We start from the raw sequence: 17,052 nt of genomic DNA, 5'->3' as shown, positions 1-17,052 counted from the left end.
TTTGCTTGGCTAGCAGGCACTAATCAAGCACCTTGGGCACGCGGAAATAGTCCGAGTCCTTGCGCGGGGCATTGCGCAGGCCCTCTTGGTGGCTCACGGTGTTGCGGGCCTCATCGTCGCGCAGCACGTTGATTTCGTGCGAGAGGTGCACCAGCGGCGCCACGCCTTCGGTATCGACCTGCTCAAGCTGGGCTACCCAATCAAGAATGCCGTTCAGGTCGGCAAGCATCTGGCCCTCGCGGGCGGGGTCAAATTCGAGGCGGGCCAGGTGAGCCAGCCCCCGGATGGTTTCGAGGTCGGTTTTCATGATGCGTATGTTAAAAATGCTGATTATCAGGCCTAGCAAGGGCTAGCTAAAAAGCCCGGCGCAACCCGCCGGCTTCGGCCCTGCTCCTTTTCAGGCCTGTTTAAAAAAGTAGCTCGCCTCCGGAATGCCCCGGCCTTCGGGCACAAAGTCGTCGGCAATCTGGGCCATTACCCTGGCCTTGAGGGCGGGCACGTCGGCCTCGGTGAGGCCTTTGGTTTCGATGGCTTCGTGAAACACGACGCGCAGCGGTGCGTGGCGCACCCGCAGGCCCGCAACCGAAGGCATAAACTTGTGGTTCAAGGGCATACTCACCGGCACCAGGGGCACGCCCAGGCTGATGGCCATCTGAAACGCGCCGTCTTGGAAGGGCTGCAGCTCCTCGCCGGGCTTGGGGCCGATGGTGCCCTCGGGGAAAAGGGCGAGCGGCCGGCCTTCCTTCAAACCCTGCTTGGCCAGGGCAAAAGCGCGGCCCCGGCTTACCACGCTGCGGCGATTAACGGGAATGTAGGTTTTGCCGAAGATGGGCCCCCACAGCGGAAATTTCACCAGCGCATCCTTGCCCATCATGTTAAGAAAGCCCGGAATGGTGTAAAAGAGCACCAGAATGTCGATGTACGAGCCGTGGTTGGCCACGTAAATGCAGGGCTGCGGCACGGGCTTGGTGCTCTCGCGCACTATTTCGAGCGGCACGCCCCACATAAAAATGGAGAGCTTGGCCCAGTTGCGGTTGATGCTGTGCAAATAATGCCGCCACTCGGGCCGGCGCACCAGAATAAGCTGGAGTGGATAGGTAAGGAAAAACGGCAGCACAAACCAGAACGTGGCCCACGTGGTGTAAAGCCGGTGGCCGAGGGTGCGCAGGAAAGCAGGCATACGGGCAAATTTACAGTGAACAGCGAACAGGTGGCAGGGAACGGGGAGCAGCCAGCAGAATTTCTTGTGGCAATTGCCCCCTGGCAGCTAATCACTTGCCCCTGGCAGCCAGCACTTTCTCGGCCTTGAGCAGGCCGGCCACGCTGATGGCGTCGGTAATGCGGTCGGCCATGCACAGGTCCACGGCGTGGGCTAGCGGCAGCTTCCAGAGGCGCAGGTCTTCGGTTTCTTCGGGCTCCCAGTCGCCCTGGCTAAGGCCTTCGGCCAGAAAAACGAAGCCTTCTTCGTCGGTAACCGAGTTGGAGGTGTGCAGGCGGGCAATGCGCGTCCAGCGGGCGGCAAGCAGGCCGGTTTCCTCGCGCAGCTCGCGCTGGGCCGACTCCAGCACGTCGAGTTCGACGGGGCCGCCGCCCATCGGAATTTCCCAGGTGTACTCGTTCAGGGTGTAGCGGTACTGGCCCACGAGCCAGGTATTGCCTTCACTATCAACCGGAACGATGCCGATGGCTTTGTTCTTCATCGACACCACGCCGTAGACGCCGGGGTTGCCGCTGGGGTTGATTATCTCGTCTTGCCGCACCCGAATCCAGGGGTTCTGGTACTTAATTTCGGTGCTCAGCGTCTGCCAGGGGTTGTGGGTTTCGTCGAGGTCGTGGTGCGGGTGCGAATGTGGCATAGCGAAGGTAGCGGAGTAGTGCGGGCGCAAAAATAGCCCCTGGCCCGCCGTTGCGCCGCCCCAACCCCGCGCCAAGCTGGCGCGTACTACCCCTAGCCCGGCGGTCGCTCACCATTCAGCCGCCCGGCTTGCTTTTTATGGCTGATAACACCCAAAAGCCCGCCGACGACTCGCTGCTCAACCTCAAGTTTGCCCAGGCCGAAGCCGACCTGGCCCAGAAAACCGGCGGCCTCGGCCCCATCACCAACGAATACGTCTCGACGGATGAAGATGATGAGATAAGCCAGGCCGAAGGCCCGCGCGACAGCCAGGGCCAGCGCCGCGGCGAAACCGACCCGACCGACGCAGGCTCGACGGCTGGCGCCCACAGCTAGCCCGCCGCATCCATGCATTTTTTAGACTGTGCCCCTACCCCCCACCGGCCGCTGCGCAGCCGCCTGGGCTTGCAGCTGCTGGCGCTGATTATTGCGCTGGCCCTGCTGGCGGGCTGCCAGGCCAGCCGGGGCGGCCCCGATACGCCGGCCCGCACGGTGCCCGCGTTTTTTGCCAAGTACCGCGACCGCCCGGGCTTCCGCACCACCGAGTGGTCGGCCGACCTGCTGCAGCGGCTAGCCCTGGTGCGGGTGGGCAAGCTGCTGGGTGGCAACGACCTGACTAATGCCATCACCGGCATTCGCACGGCGCGGGCCATGACCTTTACGCCCACCTCGGGCAGCGCCCGCAACCTGGTCGATGCCGGCCTTAACAGCGAAGTGAATGGCCTGCTGCAAGCCGAGCGCTATACTTCGCTCGTTACGTCCAGCGCCGGAGCCACCGACTACCACTACGTAGTGAAGGCCAACGGCGACAACGTGAGCGAGCTGGTAGCTACCGGCACCATGCCCGACGCGCTCGGCTCGTTTGTGCTGGTGCAGGTACAAGGCAATTTCACCCGCGCCCAGGCCGAAGCCCTGAGCAAAGTGTTGCCCGATGTAGTGCAAACCACCAATAAATAGTTGGTTGCCCCAAGCTACTTACTATTCAGCAGCCCGGCGAGCCAAGCAATGCTTGGTTCGCCGGGCTTTTTAGTGAGCGCGGGGCTAGCCCGCAACTCCCGGCCAGCGGGTGCAACTTTGCAGCCTGTTCTACTTAATTGCTGGTTGACTTGACTTCTTTTTTGATTACGGGCGGGGCTGGGTTCGTGGGCGCCACGCTGGCGCTGCGCTTCAAGGCGGCGCACCCCGAGGCCCGCGTGATTGCCCTCGACAACCTCAAGCGCCGGGGCTCGGAGCTGAACCTGCCGCGCCTACGCCAGGGCGGCGTGGAGTTTGTGCACGGCGACATCCGCAATCAGGAAGATTTTGACGCCCTGCCCGCCGTGGAGGTCGTCATTGAGGCCTCGGCCGAGCCGTCGGTGCTGGCCGGCCTCACCTCGGCGCCCGATTACCTGGTGAATACCAACCTGCTGGGTACCATCAACTGCCTGAACTACGCGCGAAAGCACGGGGCGGCGTTCGTGTTTCTGTCGACCAGCCGGGTGTATCCCATCAACCAGATTGAGCAGATAGCCCTCACCGAAGGCGCCACACGCTTCGAGGTGGCGCCCGCCCAGCCCATGCCCGGCATGAGCCCGGCGGGGCTAGCCGAGAATTTTCCGCTCGAAGGTTACCGCTCGCTCTACGGCGCCACCAAGCTGTGCTCGGAATATCTCATTCAGGAGTACCACCATTTCTACGGCTTAAAAACCATCATCAACCGCTGCGGGGTGCTGGCCGGGCCCTGGCAGATGGGCAAGGTCGACCAGGGCGTGGTGGTGCTGTGGGTGGCGCGCCACTTCTGGCGGCAGGGCCTGGGCTATATCGGCTTCGGCGGCACCGGCAAGCAGGTGCGCGACGTGCTGCACGTCGATGACTTGTACGACCTGCTCGAAATTCAGCTAGCCAACCTGGCCAGCCACAATGGCCAGACCTACAACGTGGGCGGCGGGCTAGCCGGCAGCGTGTCGCTGCAGGAACTCACGGCGCTGTGCCAGGAAATCACTGGCAATGAAGTACCTATTCATGCCGAAGCCGAAACCCGGCCCGCCGACATCGCCCTTTACCTCACCGACAATGCCCGCGTGAGCGCCGCCACCGGCTGGGCCCCTAGCCGCCCGGTGCGCCAGCTGGTGCAGGACGTATACGACTGGCTGCGGGCGAATGAAGCCGACTTAAAGCCCATTTTGGGCATGTAGCGCAAGCTGAATTTCTTACAGGCATTCGTCAAAGGCGTTCGTCATGCTGAGCCTGCCGAAGCATCTCACTCGCGCCGCTAGGTTACTAGCCTAACGATACAAGCAAGATGCTTCGGCAGGCTCAGCATGACGAACGTTTACTTTTGTGGTTTATACTGGTTGCGTACACATATGAAAGTTGCCCTCGTTACCGGGGCCGGCGGGCTGATTGGCTCGGAGGCCGTGGCGTTTTTCAGCGATAAGTTTGACTTGGTGGTGGGCGTCGACAACGACATGCGGCGCTACTTTTTTGGCGAAGCCGCCTCCACCGACTGGAACCGCCAGCGCCTGCAAGCCGACTACGCCAACTACCGCCACCACGCCGCCGACATCCGCGACGTGCCCGCGCTCACGGCCATCTTTCAGGAGTACGGCGCCGACCTGGCCCTGGTGGTGCACACCGCCGCCCAGCCCAGCCACGACTGGGCCGCCCGCGAGCCGTTTACCGACTTCAGCATCAACGCCACCGGCACGCTCAACCTACTGGAATTGACCCGCTTGCACTGCCCCGAGGCGGTATTTATCTTCACCTCGACCAACAAAGTATACGGCGACAACCCCAACCTGCTGCCCCTGGTAGAGCTGGAAACCCGCTGGGAAATCGACCCGCGCCACGCCTATTTCGAGAACGGCATCGACGAGCAGCTGAGCATTGACCACACTACGCACTCGGTTTTTGGGGCTAGCAAGGTGGCCGCCGATGTGCTGGCGCAGGAGTACGGCCGCTACTTTGGGCTGAAAACGGCCGTGTTTCGGGGCGGCTGCCTCACGGGGCCGCGCCACGCGGGGGCGCAGCTGCACGGCTTCCTCTCCTACCTCATGAAGTGCGCCATTACGGGGCAGCCCTACACGGTGTTTGGCTACAAGGGCAAGCAGGTGCGCGACAACATTCACGCCCACGACCTGGTGAATATGTTCTGGCATTTTTACCAGGCGCCGCGGGCGGGCGGGCAGGTGTACAACGCCGGCGGCGGGCGCTTTGCCAACTGCTCGATGCAGGAAGCCATCGCGCTCTGCGAAACTATTACGGGCAACAAAATGCAGTACACCTACTCAAACCAAAACCGGGTGGGCGACCACATTTGGTACGTGAGCGACGTGGGCCATTTTCAGCGCCACTACCCTGGCTGGCAGCCCGAATATGACCTGGTGAGCACGCTGACGCAGATTTTCAACGAATTGCGCCTGCGCCAAGCGGTATGAAGCTCAGCGTCGTAATCCCGGCCTACAACGAGGAAGAAAGCATAGCGGAAACGCTGCGCACACTGCACGCCAAGCTGGTGCAGGAAGGCATAGCCCACGAAATTGTCGTCACCAACGACAACTCGAAGGATGGCACCCTGGCCCGCCTCACGGCCCTAGCCGAGGAAATTCCGACTCTCACGTACTACACCAATCCCGGCCCCAACGGCTTTGGCTACGCCGTGCGCTACGGCCTGGAGCGCTACCAGGGCGACTGCGTGGCCGTGATGATGGCTGACCTCTCGGACGACCCCGCCGACCTCGTGCGCTTTTACCACAAGCTGCTCGAAGGCTACGACTGCGTATTTGGCTCGCGCTGGATGAAGGGCGGGCGCGTGGTAGACTACCCGGCCCACAAAAAAACCCTCAACCGGGTGGCCAACACCATTGTGCGGGCCGTATTTCGGCTGCGCTACAACGACTGCACCAACGCCTTTAAACTGTACCGGCGCAGCACCATGGATGGGCTCAAGCCCTTCCTCTCGCCGCACTTCAACCTCACGCTGGAGCTGCCGCTCAAGGCCATTGTGCGCGGCTACACCTACGCCGTGCTGCCCAACTCGTGGACCAACCGCAAATACGGCGAATCGAAGCTCAAAATCAAGGAGATGGGCAGCCGCTACTTCTTCATTTTGGTGTACTGCCTGATTGAGAAATACTTTTCGCGGGGCGATTTTAAGAAGGCAAATTGAGGGGCTGGCCAGCGCGTATCTTGGTCGAATAATTTCTTTTCCGCTATGCGAAAACCCTTACTTGTTGCCGCCCTTGGGCTGATGCTGGCCGCCTGCCACCACCAATCGGACGACGCTAGCCCAGGCCTCGACTTTGGGGCCGGCGACGGCATCTCCTACCGCGACGCCAGTGGCATGGCCAACGGCACCCAGGACCCCACCGACTGGACCGCCGACGCCACCTGGACCGCCCAGGAAAAGGCGCTGTTTCCGGAGCTAAGCATCTCGCTCGACGACACCCCGCAAACCGGCTTCCTGGACCGGCTGACCCTGTACCCCAACCCCGCCGCCGGGGCCACCTGGGCCGTCGTCAGCAAAAACGGGGCTAGCGGCCCCAGCCCGTTTTCGACCGCGGCCGTGCTCGTGAGCCGCGACTTCAAGGAAGTGCTGCGCCTGCCCCACGGCTACGCCGGCAGCGGCTACTACGCCACAACATTCGACTATGCCAAGCTGGGGCTGACGCCCGGCGAGCGCTACCGGCTCTACTACGTGGTTTTTAACAACAACGGCCTTATCCTGAAGGGCCACGGCGACGTGCGCTACGACAAGTAGCCTCGCGCTAAGGCCAGCTAAAAGCTCCGATGGCGCGGGGCTCTGCCCCGTGTCTACTATTTAGCCGGCCGTTTTTTTTAGCTCGCGCACCAGCGTGCTGGCTAGGGCTCTGCCCCGTGTCTACTATTTCGCCGGCCTCTGGCCGGCACTCGTTGCACGAGCAACCCTACGCCCGCAGGCCAGACGCCTGCCAATAATAGGCACGGGGCAGAGCCCCGCGCCATCGGCGCCAGCCTCGAAGGCTACTCACTGATACGACCGGCCCGCCAGCGCCCGTAGCAGCACCAGCCACACCGGGCCGGCATATTGCAGGTAGCCCGTGGTGAAATAGGCCGGAATAAGCAGCGCGAAGAACAGCACCACCAGTGCCAGGTAGCGCCGCTCGGCCAGCGTGGTGTGGCGCCCCAGCAAATCGAGGCTGATGAGCGCCACCGGCATGCCAAAAGCCAGGCTGCGCGTGATGTCAGTAACGGCAAATGCTCCCCCAAAAATGGGCGCGAAGCTGCCCAGCAACAAGTTCAGCATCAGCCACCGCCGCTGGTAGGCCAGCAGGGCCGCCGCCAGCACCACCGGCAGCCAGTAGCTCGACAAGCCCGTGACGAAGCCCAGCGCCAGCAGCTCGTGCCAGCTGCTGTGGAAAAGCGCCGACGCGCCCACCAGTCCGCCCGGCGTGTGCAGGCCGTAGCGCCAGGCCAGGGCTAGCCGCAGCGCGCCGTAGGCGAGCCAGGCCGCGTACACCGCCGTGGCCGGCCGCGTGCATATAAAGCGCAGCAGGCCAGGCACTTGCCACTCGTGCTGCCGGGCGCCGTACCAGAACACCAGCAGCGCCGAGGCGGCCAGCACCCGCTCATCAACAAAGCCGCCGGCCAGCACCAGCCCAAAAATGGCCGGCCAGCGCCGCGAACCCAGCGCCACGATGAGTGCCGCGTAGCCCAGTCCGTCGAAATACCCGCTCAAATCATAGGTATACTCGTAGCCGAAGTACGTGAGCGCCAGCCCCAGCGTGAGCAGCGCCGCCGCCACGCGGTCGCGCAGGCTGGCTTCGAGCAGGCCCGCCACCTGGTAAAACACGGCGAAGCCCGCCAGCACCTGCAAGGCCAGCAGCTGCGCCAGCGACAAATGCAGCACCCTAGCCAGCAGCGGCACCGCCAGCCGAAAGCTCATCTTGGCCAGGTGCGTCGACGACACATCGGAGTGCCGGGCGAAGGGCGCCGCAATCTGTTCGCCGATGCGGCGCAGCTTTTCATCGAGCGCCTCGGTGTGGGCAAAAAGCTGGGCGTAGGCGTGGTTGACCTTGGGAAACTGAAACGTGGCCGCCACCAGCAGGCACAGCGCGGCTAGCCCCCAGCGCCAGTGCCGGTGCGCCACCCGCGCCCCTAGCCAAGTAAAAATCGCCTCAAAAAGTGCTGCCATAGCCGTTGGGCAAAGATACCCTGGCCGCCCGGCCGCGGGTGCGGGCGGCGCTTGGCTAGCCTGTATCGCTGCACGCCCGGCTAGCCTCTCTTTGGGTACCCGCTGCCTTACGCCCGGCGGTGTCGGAGCGCAGGAGGCATTCCCGGCGGTCAGCCATTCGTCTGGCCAAGGGGCAAAATGGTCGATAATCAGCAGTTTCAGCGCGGCCTGATTAGTAGATTTAAAATAGATTACACGTCTTTCTCTTTCGACGGTATGGCCGCTAACTCTACTGCTCAGCTCACTTCTTTGCTAGCCTCGGCGCTGCTGCTCGTTGCGGCGGCTGCCTGCCAAAAGCAGGCTACTTCGCCTTTTCCGAACAACCTGGCGGCCCTGCCCCTCGCGGCCCTGGCCCCGGCCGACAACCCCAGCAGCCCAGCCAAGGTAGAATTGGGCCGCGCCCTGTTCTGGGACCCTATTCTCTCGGGCGGCAAGGATGTGAGCTGCGCCAGCTGCCACCACCCCGCCACCGGCTACGCCGACGCCCTGGATTTGGCCATTGGCGAGAATGGGCGGGGGCTGGGCACCGCGCGGCACTTCCAGGCCCCTAACACCATCCCGTTCGGGCAGCGCAACACCCAAACGGTGCTCAATACCGCCTATAACGGCCTCACTACCAACGGCAGCGTAGACCCGGCGCTGGCCAGCATGTTCTGGGACAGCCGCGCCCAGTCGCTCGAAACGCAGGCCCTGCGGCCGCTCAGCACCCTGGAAGAAATGCGCGGCCACGCCTACGCCGAAGGTCTGGCCCTCGACTCGGCCGTGGCGCGGCTGCGCCGCGTGCCGGCTTACACCACGCTTTTTCAGGCAGCTTTTGGGGGGACGCAGCCCATCACGGCCACAACCCTGAGCCAGGCGCTGGCCTGCTTCGAGCGCAGTTTGGTGGCCACCGACTCGCCCTTCGACCAGTACATGCGCGGTACTACCTCGGCGCTCAGCGCCGAGCAGGTCCAGGGTATGCAGGCGTTTGTGCAGAGCGGCTGCGCCAACTGCCACAGCGGCCCCATGCTCAGCGACTACCAGCTACACGTAATGGGCGTGGCCGACAACCCGAAGAACGCGGCCTCGGACACGGGCGCTAACGGCACCTACGCCTTCCGCACCCCTAGCCTGCGCAATGTGGCCCTCACGGCACCCTACATGCACAGCGGCACCGTGCCCAACCTGGCGGGCGTGCTCGATTTCTACGACCCCGGCCCCGGCGGGTCGCGCTCGGCCAACCCGCATGTGGCTACTAACCAGCGCGACGCGCAGTTTCCGACGCGCGTTACGAACAAGCAGGCGATTATTGCCTTCCTCAACTCCTTGACGGCTAGCAGCTACGACCGCACCGTGCCGGCCAAAGTACCCAGCGGCCTACCCGTGGGCGGTAACATTAATTAAGCAACACGGCCACCGTGCCCTACCCATCAGGTAGGGCACAGTGGCCGTGTTTTTTGTTCGCAGTCAGCACCTGGCTTCGGCCAAGGCTAGCAGCTTAGATATCAAACTTAATACCTTGGGCCAGTGGCAATTCGGTGCCGTAGTTGATGGTGTTAGTCTGGCGGCGCATGTACACGCGCCAGGCATCGGAGCCCGACTCGCGGCCGCCGCCCGTTTCCTTCTCGCCACCGAAGGCCCCGCCGATTTCGGCGCCGCTCGTGCCGATGTTCACGTTGGCAATGCCGCAGTCGGAACCGGCGTGGCCCAGGAAGGCTTCGGCCTCGCGCAGGTTCAGGGTGAAGATGGACGACGAGAGGCCCTGCTTCACGCCGTTTTGCTGCGCCACGGCATTCTCCACGCCGCCCGAGTACTTCAGCAGGTAGAGGATGGGCGCGAAGGTTTCGGCCTGCACGGTGGCGTAGTGGTTTTCGGCGGCTACCAGGGCTGGCAGCACGTAGTGGCCGCCGTGCAGCTCGGCGCTACTCAGCACCTGCCCGCCGGTGAGCAGCGTGCCGCCTTCCTTTTGCACAGCCTCTAAGGCATTGGTAAACAGCGTTACCGCGTCGGCATCGATGAGCGGGCCTACCAGGGTGCCGGCTTGCAGCGGGTGGCCCACCGGCAGCTTGGCGTAGGCGGCCAGCAGGCGCTGGGTTACCTCGTCGTAAATACTGTCGTGGATGATGAGGCGGCGCGTGGTGGTGCAGCGCTGCCCGGCCGTGCCCACCGCCCCAAACACAATGGCGCGCATGGCCATGTCGAGGTCGGCCTGCGGGGTGAGGATGATGGCATTATTACCCCCTAGCTCCAGCAGGGCGCGGCCCAGGCGCTGGCCCACGGCGGCGCCCACGGCCCGGCCCATGCGGGTGCTGCCCGTGGCCGATACCAGCGGCACGCGCTCGTCGGCGGCCAGGGCCTGGCCCACGTCGGCGTGGCCTAGCACGAGGTTGAAGACTCCTTCGGGCACGTCGTTGTCGGCCAGCACTTGCTCGATGAGGTGCTGCACGGCCACGGCGGCCAGCGGCGTTTTTTCCGAAGGCTTCCAGATGCAGACATCGCCGCACACGGCGGCCAGCATGGCGTTCCAGCTCCACACGGCCACCGGGAAGTTGAAGGCCGAGATGATGCCCACCACCCCTAGCGGGTGGTACTGCTCGTACATGCGGTGCGCGGGCCGCTCCGAGTGCATGGTGAAGCCGTGCAGCTGCCGGCTCAAACCCACCGCAAAGTCGCAGATGTCAATCATCTCCTGCACTTCGCCCAGGCCTTCCTGCAATATTTTGCCCATCTCGTAGCTCACCAGCTTGCCCAGGGCTTCTTTGTGCTGGCGCAGGGCTAGCCCTATCTGGCGCACCACATCGCCGCGCTGGGGCGCGGGCACCAGCCGCCACTTCGGAAACGCGGCCTCGGCGGCGGCTACCACGGTGTGGTAGTCGGCCACGGTGGCCTGGGCAACGGCCGCAATGCGCTGGCCATCAGCCGGCGACACAATTATTCTTGAGGCGTTGCTAGCCCCGCCCCAGGCGCGGCCGGTGCTGTAGGCCGGGTTTTCGGGCTGCACGCCGAGCTGGCGCAGCACGTCGCGAATGCCGTGGGGGTCCTGGTGCGGGTGCGGCACGGTTACGTCGGGGGTGGTGGCTTCTTCGAGGGCCTGCTTCATATCTAAGGGAAAAAACAAAGGGGTGGGAGAAGCCAAAGGTAGCAGGGCCGCCGCCGGGCTAGGGCTGCTGCAAGAGCCAGGCCAGCGCCTCACTCTCCTGGTTGAAGTAGCAGTATCGATTGCCCTGCACGGCGCCCTGGCGCATGTTTTCGCGCAGGCCGGCGTTTTCGGTGGCGGCGCGCTGGTCTACCATCGCGAAGTAGGCGAGCGCCACGGGCTGGCCCAGCGCCTCGGGCAGCTGGTGGCTGAACTCGCCAAACCACGCAATGGCCGCCGCATCGTTGATGTGGCGGCGGCGCACATCGAGCAGCCAGTGGCGGCAGTGGCCGTGGGCCACGGCGGCGGCCAGCAAAGCGGCGTAGTGGGCCTTTAGCTCGGCCAGCGGCGCGGGCCGCAGCCAGCGCCCCACCAGCAAATGCTGCTCGGGTCGGTAGTCGATGGTAAAGCTATCGGGGGCGTAAGTAGCGGGTGTAGACATAAGCAGCAGGCGCTCGGAGGCGCCAGTACAAAACTAGCGGGTTTGGGCATTGCCGGCGCGGGGCACGGCTAGCAGAGGGGCCGGCGGCGGGCTGGTTGGCAAGCGTGCTAACGCGCACAGCGGCCGGCGGGGGGGCTGGCAAAAAATAACCGGCGGGCTGCAACGCTGGCTTGGCTGCCGAATATCTTCGCATTGCCGCCGGCCCGGTGGGCTGGCCGCCCGCAGGCTGCCCCGGCCGGGCTTTCATTACTCATTCACCCTTACCCCTTTTCCGCATGGCTTTTCTACTTTTTGCCGGGCCTGGCAGCCCGCTGCGGCTGCTGAAGCTGTTGTTGCTGGTGGCCGTACTGCCGCATCTGGCCACCGCGCAGGCGCCGGCCTGGCGGCAGGCTGTGCTGGCTAGTGGTGGCATTTCTTCAATCACTACTTCGGCTACCGATGCCAGCGGCAACGTGTACGTGGCCGGCACCTACTACAACAGTCCGGCTACCTTCGGGGCTACTACGCTGCCCTGCGAGGGCTTGCAGGATGCTTTTATAGCCAAGTGGAGCCCGGCTACCGGCCAGTTTGTGTGGGCCCAACGCATGGGCGGCAACGATGGCGACTTTGCAACGGCGCTGGCCGTAAGCGGCAACACGGTGTACGTTACGGGCGTCTCGAACAGTTACATCACCTATTTCGGCAGCCTCAGCGTGCAAACCCTTTCCCTGGGCGGCAGCGGCACGTTTATCGCCAAGCTCACCGACCTGGGCAGCAGCGCCAGCTTTGTGTGGGCGCACGGCTTCCAAACCAGTGGCGGCAGCGCCAATGCCCTAGTGGTGGCCGGCAGCAGCCTGTACCTGGCCGGCTCGTTCAACGGGCGGCTGGCGATGGATGGCACCACGCTGCTGCGCGATTACGACTCCGTATTCGGCGCTAACGCGTTTGTGTTGAAGCTGACCGATGCCGGCACGGGCGCCGCGCCGGTGTGGGCGCAGCAGGCGGGCGGCAATCGCGACGATTACGCCGTGGCCCTGGCCGTGGTGGGGAGCGACGTGTACGTGGCGGGCAATTTCACCAGCGGCACGGCCACCTTCGGCCCGTTCACCCTCGCCAATGCCGACCCGGTGCCCACCTTCCCCAACCCCGATGTGTTTGTGGCCAAGCTCACCGATGCCGGGGCCAGCAGCAGCTTTGGCTGGGTGCGCCGGGCGGGCGGCACCGGCTACGACTATACCACGGCCCTAGCCGCGGTGGGGCCAAATCTTTACGTGGCCGGCACCTTCAACAGCAGCACGGCCAGCTTTGGCAATCAAACCCTTGCTACGGCGGGCGGCCACGATGCCTTCGTGGCCAAGCTCGTGGATGCGGGCCCCGGCGCCGATTTTCAATGGGCCCAGCGGGCGGGCGGCCCGGCCGATGAGCGCCTGCGCAGCCTGGCCGTGGCCGGCAACCGGGTTTACGTGGCCGGCAGCTTTCAGGGCACGGCCACTTTTGGCAGCGCCGCCCTCAGCCGCACCAGCCAGGGGAGCTACGACGGGTTTGTGGCGTACCTGCCCGATGCCGGGGCCAGCGCCAGCTTCGGCTGGGTCCAGACGGCCGGCGGCCCTGCCGAAGACAATGCCCGCACGCTGGCCCTGCTGCCCGCGCCCAACCTGCTTTACGTGGGGGGCGATGCCAGCCAGCCGGCCACTTTCGGCGCCCTTACCCCCACCACAAATGCACCCTACTACACGAGCTTCGCGGCTACGCTGGGGTCGGCCGAGGCCTTGGCTACGGTGCCTGCTGCCGCTACGGCTGCTACGCTCCTCACCTACCCCAACCCGGCGCACGGCCGGGCTACCGTGGTGCTACCCACCACCGGCGGCCCGGCCACCCTTACGCTATTCGATGCGCTGGGCCGGGTGGTGCGCACGCGGCTGGCCCCGGCGGCGGCCAGTGCAGCTGCTACCGAGCTTGACCTTACCGGGCTAGCCCCTGGGGTGTACGCCCTGCGCGTGGCGGCGGGCGGCACCACCGCTACCACGCACCTGGCGGTAGACTAGCACAGGCCAGCCGTAGCCGCTGGAAATTTGACGGCTTGTCTGTGTCGGTGCCCTTGACCTTATCAGGACGGCCAGCCCTGACCGCTGGAAATTTGACAGCCACAAAAAAGCCCCCGCCAGTAGCTGGCGGGGGCTTTTTTGCGAAACAGCGGCTAGCGACTACTCGCGGCCGATGGGGTAGAAGGCCTTGCGGCCATCGGGATACACGCCCTCTACGAGCGCGCCCGAGTTGTCCTTGGCCTCGTCGAGGAAGGCTTGCACATCGCCCGGCTTGCGCACGGCATTCTTATCAATGCGCGTGATGATGAAGCCGTCGGCCATGCCGGTTTCCTTGAAGTTGCTGCCCTTGATGCCCGTAATCTGGGCCCCGCCCTCAATGCCGAGCAGGTTTTGCAGCCGCGCATTTACCGGGGTTATTTTGGCGCCTTCGTACGTAATGGCAGCCTCGGCGGGCAGCTCTTTCACCACGGCCGTGGTGTTTGAGGCGTTGTAGAGCGTGGCCGTCGTGGCTTCCTTATTGGCGCCGCGCAGGTAGTTCACCTTGATTTTATCGCCGGGGCGGAAGCGCGATACCTGCTCCTGCAGCTGCGAAGCCGTGTTCACCGGAATGCCGTTGATGTCGGTGATGATGTCACCCACCTTCAGGCCCGCCGCGGCGGCCGAGCTTTTCTCGCCCAGGCCCTGCACATACACGCCGTTCAGGGTGTTGAGCTTCTTCTCCGAAGCCAGGCGGGCATCCACTTCCTGGATGCGCACCCCTAGCAGGGCACGCTGCACCACTTTGTATTTCAGCAGGTCATCCACCACCTTGCTCACGATGGAGCTGGGCACGGCAAAAGCGTAGCCTTCAAACGAGCCGGTGTGCGACGAGATGGCCGAGTTGATGCCGATAAGGTCGCCGTTGGTGTTCACCAAGGCGCCGCCCGAGTTGCCGGGGTTCACCACGGCGTCGGTCTGGATGTACGACTCCACGCCCATGCCATTTTGCTCCTTGGCCAGAATGCCGATGCTGCGGCCCTTGGCCGAGATGATGCCGGCCGTTACGGTCGAGTTCAGGTTGAAGGGGTTGCCCACGGCCAGCACCCACTGGCCTACTTTCACATCATCGGAGTTGCCATACTTGATAAACGGCAGGTTATCAGCCTTTACCTTGAGCACGGCCAGGTCGGTGCTGGGGTCGGCGCCCACCAGCTCGGCGTCGTACTTGCGCTTGTCGTCGAGCACCACCGTGATTTTCGAGGCCTTGTCAATCACGTGGTTATTCGTCACGATGTAGCCGTTGGCGGCAATAATCACGCCCGAGCCCGAGCCTTCGCCCCCACCCTGCGGCTCGCGCTGCCGGCCCTCAAACTGGTCGCCGAAGAACTGGCGCAGGAAGGGGTCCATCTGCATCCGGCTTTGCTGCTGGGGCTCAGCCTTGTACTCCGTCATTACGTGCACTACGGCCGGCGTGGTAGCAGCGGCGGCGGCTACAAAATTCAGGCCTTCGGGCGCGGCGTAGGCACTGCTACGCATGGCCGAAGTATAACGAACCTGGGGGTCGGAAGCCACCGTCGTTTGAGCCACGTTGCCCGGCTCGGATTCCAGCAGCTTGTATCCCCCCACGGCCACGCCCCCACCGAGTACGGCAGAAGTCAAGAGGCCGAGCATCATTTGTTTAGCTTGCATTGGGGTTGAGTTAAAAAGAGAAAGGAAGAAAGAAACAGCAAACGGAGCACGGCCACCAGGCGGCTCCCTATTTAGTACCCGCGAAAATAACAAAGAGTTTACTTTTTCGCAGCCTCAACGCAAAAAAGAGCCTGGCTAGTGCGCAACGGTTGCGTGCCGCCCGATTCTGTACAAACCCCGGACCAAAAAAGGCACCCGGTGGGTGCCTTTCTGGTCGGGAGCGGCCTAGCGCACTTCGATGTGCTGCTTGGTTACTTTCTCGGTGTCGAAGGGCAGCGTTACGCGCAGCAGGCCATCAGCCAGTTCGGCCGTAATGGCTTTCACGTTCACCGTTTCGGGCAGGCGGAAGGTGCGGCGGAACTCGCCGAAGCGGGTTTCTACGCGGCGCAGCTTGGGGGCGTCTTCGCCCTCGGTGGCCGGGGCGGGGCGGCTGCCGGTTACTACCAGTTGGTTGTCCTGGAAGTCGATGCTCACGGCATCCTTAGCCACGCCCGGCAGGGCCAGGTGCAGCTCAAAGCCCTGGGCCGTTTCGAAGATGTCGGCGGCGGGCACGAAAGAGGTCGAAGGCTGGGGAGTGGCCGGCTGGGCATCACGCAGCAGCTCGCTCAGCATGGAGTTGAAGGCGCGGGTAGGGCGAACGGCAGGCCGGTTATTATACAAAAGGGCAGACATGATAAAAGGAAGATGTTTAGGTTAACAGCGAACCGCCTGACGGGCAGCGCTACCAGTACTCCTTAAATTTTATGCCGGACTGTTTATAACGACAAAATGTCTTCGCCGCTACATCAACCAGCCAACTCAACCGAGTTAAATTCCCTAATAAATGCCTTTCAACGAAATTAAAAGTGTTTTAGATATTTTTATTTGATGCCAATTTGACATCATATTTGCCTTAGTGTTGCGTGGGCAGCTGCTGCCGGGCAGCTTTGCCGCCGGCTGGCAGCAGGGTGTAGCGCAGGTCGAGCCCCACCGTAGGGTATACGTCGTTGTACTTCCCGCCCCGCACCTGATTCCCATTATTATCATATTGGGGTAGAGACGTTCCATAGCTCGTCTGGTAGGCAAACCACGGCGTAAAATCAAAGCTCGGCGACACGCGCACCCCTAGCTCGCCCCGCAGGCTGGTAAACTGGATAGTGCGCTCGTCAGGGTCGCCGGCCGCTTTTTGCAGGCGCAGGTGGGTGCTGGCCTCGTAGCTCAGGCGCGGGCGCAGGGCCAGGCCGGCGGCCTCGGTACCCAGGGGCAGCAGCTTTTCGAGGTCCAGGCGCAGGCGCGTCCACGTTTGGCCCTCAATGCCCGCCGCGGTTTGGGTATTAACGAAAAACAGCCGTTCCACACTCAGGCGCTGGCCAAAGGTGATACCCCCGAAAATGGGCGAGCGGTGGCGCAGCAATACCTCGGGTACCAGCAGGTTGAGCTGCCCCGGGCCGCCGGTGAGGCGCAGCGTGCCGCCCACGCTCCAGGCCGGGCTCCAGAAATGCTCGTAGCCCGCCATGAGCCGGTAAGCGTTGAAGCCCAGGCTGCGGTTGTTGTTCGTGTAAGAGTTATCGGCCTGCGAACGCTCGCCGCGCAGGCCTAGCAGCAGGTAATCGCCGTTTTGCAGGGCTAGCTCACCCTGGGCCTCCGGCCATAGCTCGGTGGCTTGCACCGTGCGGGTAGTTTGGGCAGCGGCAGCCGAAGCTGCCAGTAGCAGGCCGGCCAGTAGCAGATAACGCATAA

Annotated in this window: 17 protein-coding genes; 8 read left to right on the top strand and 9 right to left on the bottom strand. The window is 63.7% G+C overall.

Annotated features, from left to right (window positions below):
* Positions 1 to 19: 19 nt before the first annotated feature.
* From gatC to Q5H89_RS09740, 3 genes are all read right to left on the bottom strand, one after another.
* Positions 20 to 307, bottom strand: coding sequence for an Asp-tRNA(Asn)/Glu-tRNA(Gln) amidotransferase subunit GatC (gatC, locus tag Q5H89_RS09750; RefSeq protein WP_305019116.1), 288 nt, complete (start codon positions 305 to 307; stop codon positions 20 to 22).
* Between the two features lie 90 nt (positions 308 to 397).
* Entirely contained in the window at positions 398 to 1,180 is a 783-nt protein-coding gene (locus Q5H89_RS09745) for a lysophospholipid acyltransferase family protein (RefSeq protein WP_305019115.1), read from the bottom strand.
* Positions 1,181 to 1,271: 91 nt separating this feature from the next.
* Entirely contained in the window at positions 1,272 to 1,856 is a 585-nt protein-coding gene (locus Q5H89_RS09740) for an NUDIX domain-containing protein (RefSeq protein WP_305019114.1), read from the bottom strand.
* 137 nt (positions 1,857 to 1,993) lie between these two features.
* Here Q5H89_RS09740 and Q5H89_RS09735 point away from each other — a divergent pair, with 137 nt between their 5' ends.
* From Q5H89_RS09735 to Q5H89_RS09710, 6 genes are all read left to right on the top strand, one after another.
* A complete protein-coding gene (locus Q5H89_RS09735) occupies positions 1,994 to 2,230 on the top strand; it encodes a hypothetical protein (protein ID WP_305019113.1) in 237 nt (78 codons plus the stop codon).
* Positions 2,231 to 2,242: 12 nt separating this feature from the next.
* A complete protein-coding gene (locus Q5H89_RS09730; protein ID WP_305019112.1) occupies positions 2,243 to 2,851 on the top strand; it encodes a DUF4252 domain-containing protein in 609 nt (202 codons plus the stop codon).
* 149 nt (positions 2,852 to 3,000) lie between these two features.
* Positions 3,001 to 4,068 carry an NAD-dependent epimerase/dehydratase family protein gene (locus Q5H89_RS09725; RefSeq protein WP_305019111.1) on the top strand — a complete coding sequence of 356 codons (1,068 nt, stop codon included), beginning with the start codon at positions 3,001 to 3,003 and terminating at the stop codon, positions 4,066 to 4,068.
* Positions 4,069 to 4,239: 171 nt separating this feature from the next.
* Entirely contained in the window at positions 4,240 to 5,310 is a 1,071-nt protein-coding gene (locus Q5H89_RS09720) for an NAD-dependent epimerase/dehydratase family protein (RefSeq protein WP_305019110.1), read from the top strand.
* Complete coding sequence (locus Q5H89_RS09715; protein WP_305019109.1) at positions 5,307 to 6,041, top strand: glycosyltransferase family 2 protein; 735 nt, start codon at positions 5,307 to 5,309, stop codon at positions 6,039 to 6,041. The genes Q5H89_RS09720 and Q5H89_RS09715 overlap by 4 nt, the downstream gene beginning before the upstream one ends.
* Before the next feature lie 45 nt (positions 6,042 to 6,086).
* Positions 6,087 to 6,632, top strand: coding sequence for a hypothetical protein (locus Q5H89_RS09710; protein WP_305019108.1), 546 nt, complete (start codon positions 6,087 to 6,089; stop codon positions 6,630 to 6,632).
* Positions 6,633 to 6,878: 246 nt separating this feature from the next.
* Here Q5H89_RS09710 and Q5H89_RS09705 read toward each other — a convergent pair whose 3' ends face one another.
* Positions 6,879 to 8,045 carry a hypothetical protein gene (locus Q5H89_RS09705; protein WP_305019107.1) on the bottom strand — a complete coding sequence of 389 codons (1,167 nt, stop codon included), beginning with the start codon at positions 8,043 to 8,045 and terminating at the stop codon, positions 6,879 to 6,881.
* A 255-nt stretch (positions 8,046 to 8,300) separates the two neighbouring features.
* On the opposite strand from Q5H89_RS09705, the gene Q5H89_RS09700 reads away from it, so the two are divergent.
* Positions 8,301 to 9,467 (top strand): cytochrome-c peroxidase, encoded by a 1,167-nt coding sequence (locus Q5H89_RS09700; RefSeq protein ID WP_305019106.1) that lies wholly within the window; start codon positions 8,301 to 8,303, stop codon positions 9,465 to 9,467.
* A gap of 94 nt (positions 9,468 to 9,561) precedes the next feature.
* Here Q5H89_RS09700 and amaB read toward each other — a convergent pair whose 3' ends face one another.
* Both amaB and Q5H89_RS09690 read right to left on the bottom strand, forming a co-directional pair.
* Complete coding sequence (gene amaB / locus Q5H89_RS09695) at positions 9,562 to 11,163, bottom strand: L-piperidine-6-carboxylate dehydrogenase (RefSeq protein WP_305019343.1); 1,602 nt, start codon at positions 11,161 to 11,163, stop codon at positions 9,562 to 9,564.
* 58 nt (positions 11,164 to 11,221) lie between these two features.
* Positions 11,222 to 11,641: a hypothetical protein gene (locus Q5H89_RS09690; RefSeq protein ID WP_305019105.1), complete on the bottom strand. Its 420-nt coding sequence runs from the start codon at positions 11,639 to 11,641 to the stop codon at positions 11,222 to 11,224.
* 275 nt (positions 11,642 to 11,916) lie between these two features.
* On the opposite strand from Q5H89_RS09690, the gene Q5H89_RS09685 reads away from it, so the two are divergent.
* Entirely contained in the window at positions 11,917 to 13,665 is a 1,749-nt protein-coding gene (locus Q5H89_RS09685; protein ID WP_305019104.1) for a T9SS type A sorting domain-containing protein, read from the top strand.
* 159 nt (positions 13,666 to 13,824) lie between these two features.
* Here the strand turns inward: Q5H89_RS09685 and Q5H89_RS09680 are convergent, their stop codons facing one another.
* From Q5H89_RS09680 to Q5H89_RS09670, 3 genes are all read right to left on the bottom strand, one after another.
* Positions 13,825 to 15,333, bottom strand: coding sequence for a trypsin-like peptidase domain-containing protein (locus tag Q5H89_RS09680; protein ID WP_305019103.1), 1,509 nt, complete (start codon positions 15,331 to 15,333; stop codon positions 13,825 to 13,827).
* A gap of 225 nt (positions 15,334 to 15,558) precedes the next feature.
* The gene (locus Q5H89_RS09675) at positions 15,559 to 16,005 is read right to left on the bottom strand and encodes an Hsp20/alpha crystallin family protein (RefSeq protein ID WP_305019102.1); all 447 of its coding nucleotides are present in this window, start codon (positions 16,003 to 16,005) and stop codon (positions 15,559 to 15,561) included.
* Positions 16,006 to 16,225: 220 nt separating this feature from the next.
* Positions 16,226 to 17,050 carry a hypothetical protein gene (locus Q5H89_RS09670; protein ID WP_305019101.1) on the bottom strand — a complete coding sequence of 275 codons (825 nt, stop codon included), beginning with the start codon at positions 17,048 to 17,050 and terminating at the stop codon, positions 16,226 to 16,228.
* Between the last annotated feature and the right edge of the window lie 2 nt (positions 17,051 to 17,052).

The sequence above is a fragment of the Hymenobacter cheonanensis genome, from assembly GCF_030581075.1.
Classification (GTDB): domain Bacteria; phylum Bacteroidota; class Bacteroidia; order Cytophagales; family Hymenobacteraceae; genus Hymenobacter.
Note: the sequence above shows the minus strand (reverse complement) of the source record. Positions and strands in the feature narration are given on the sequence as shown.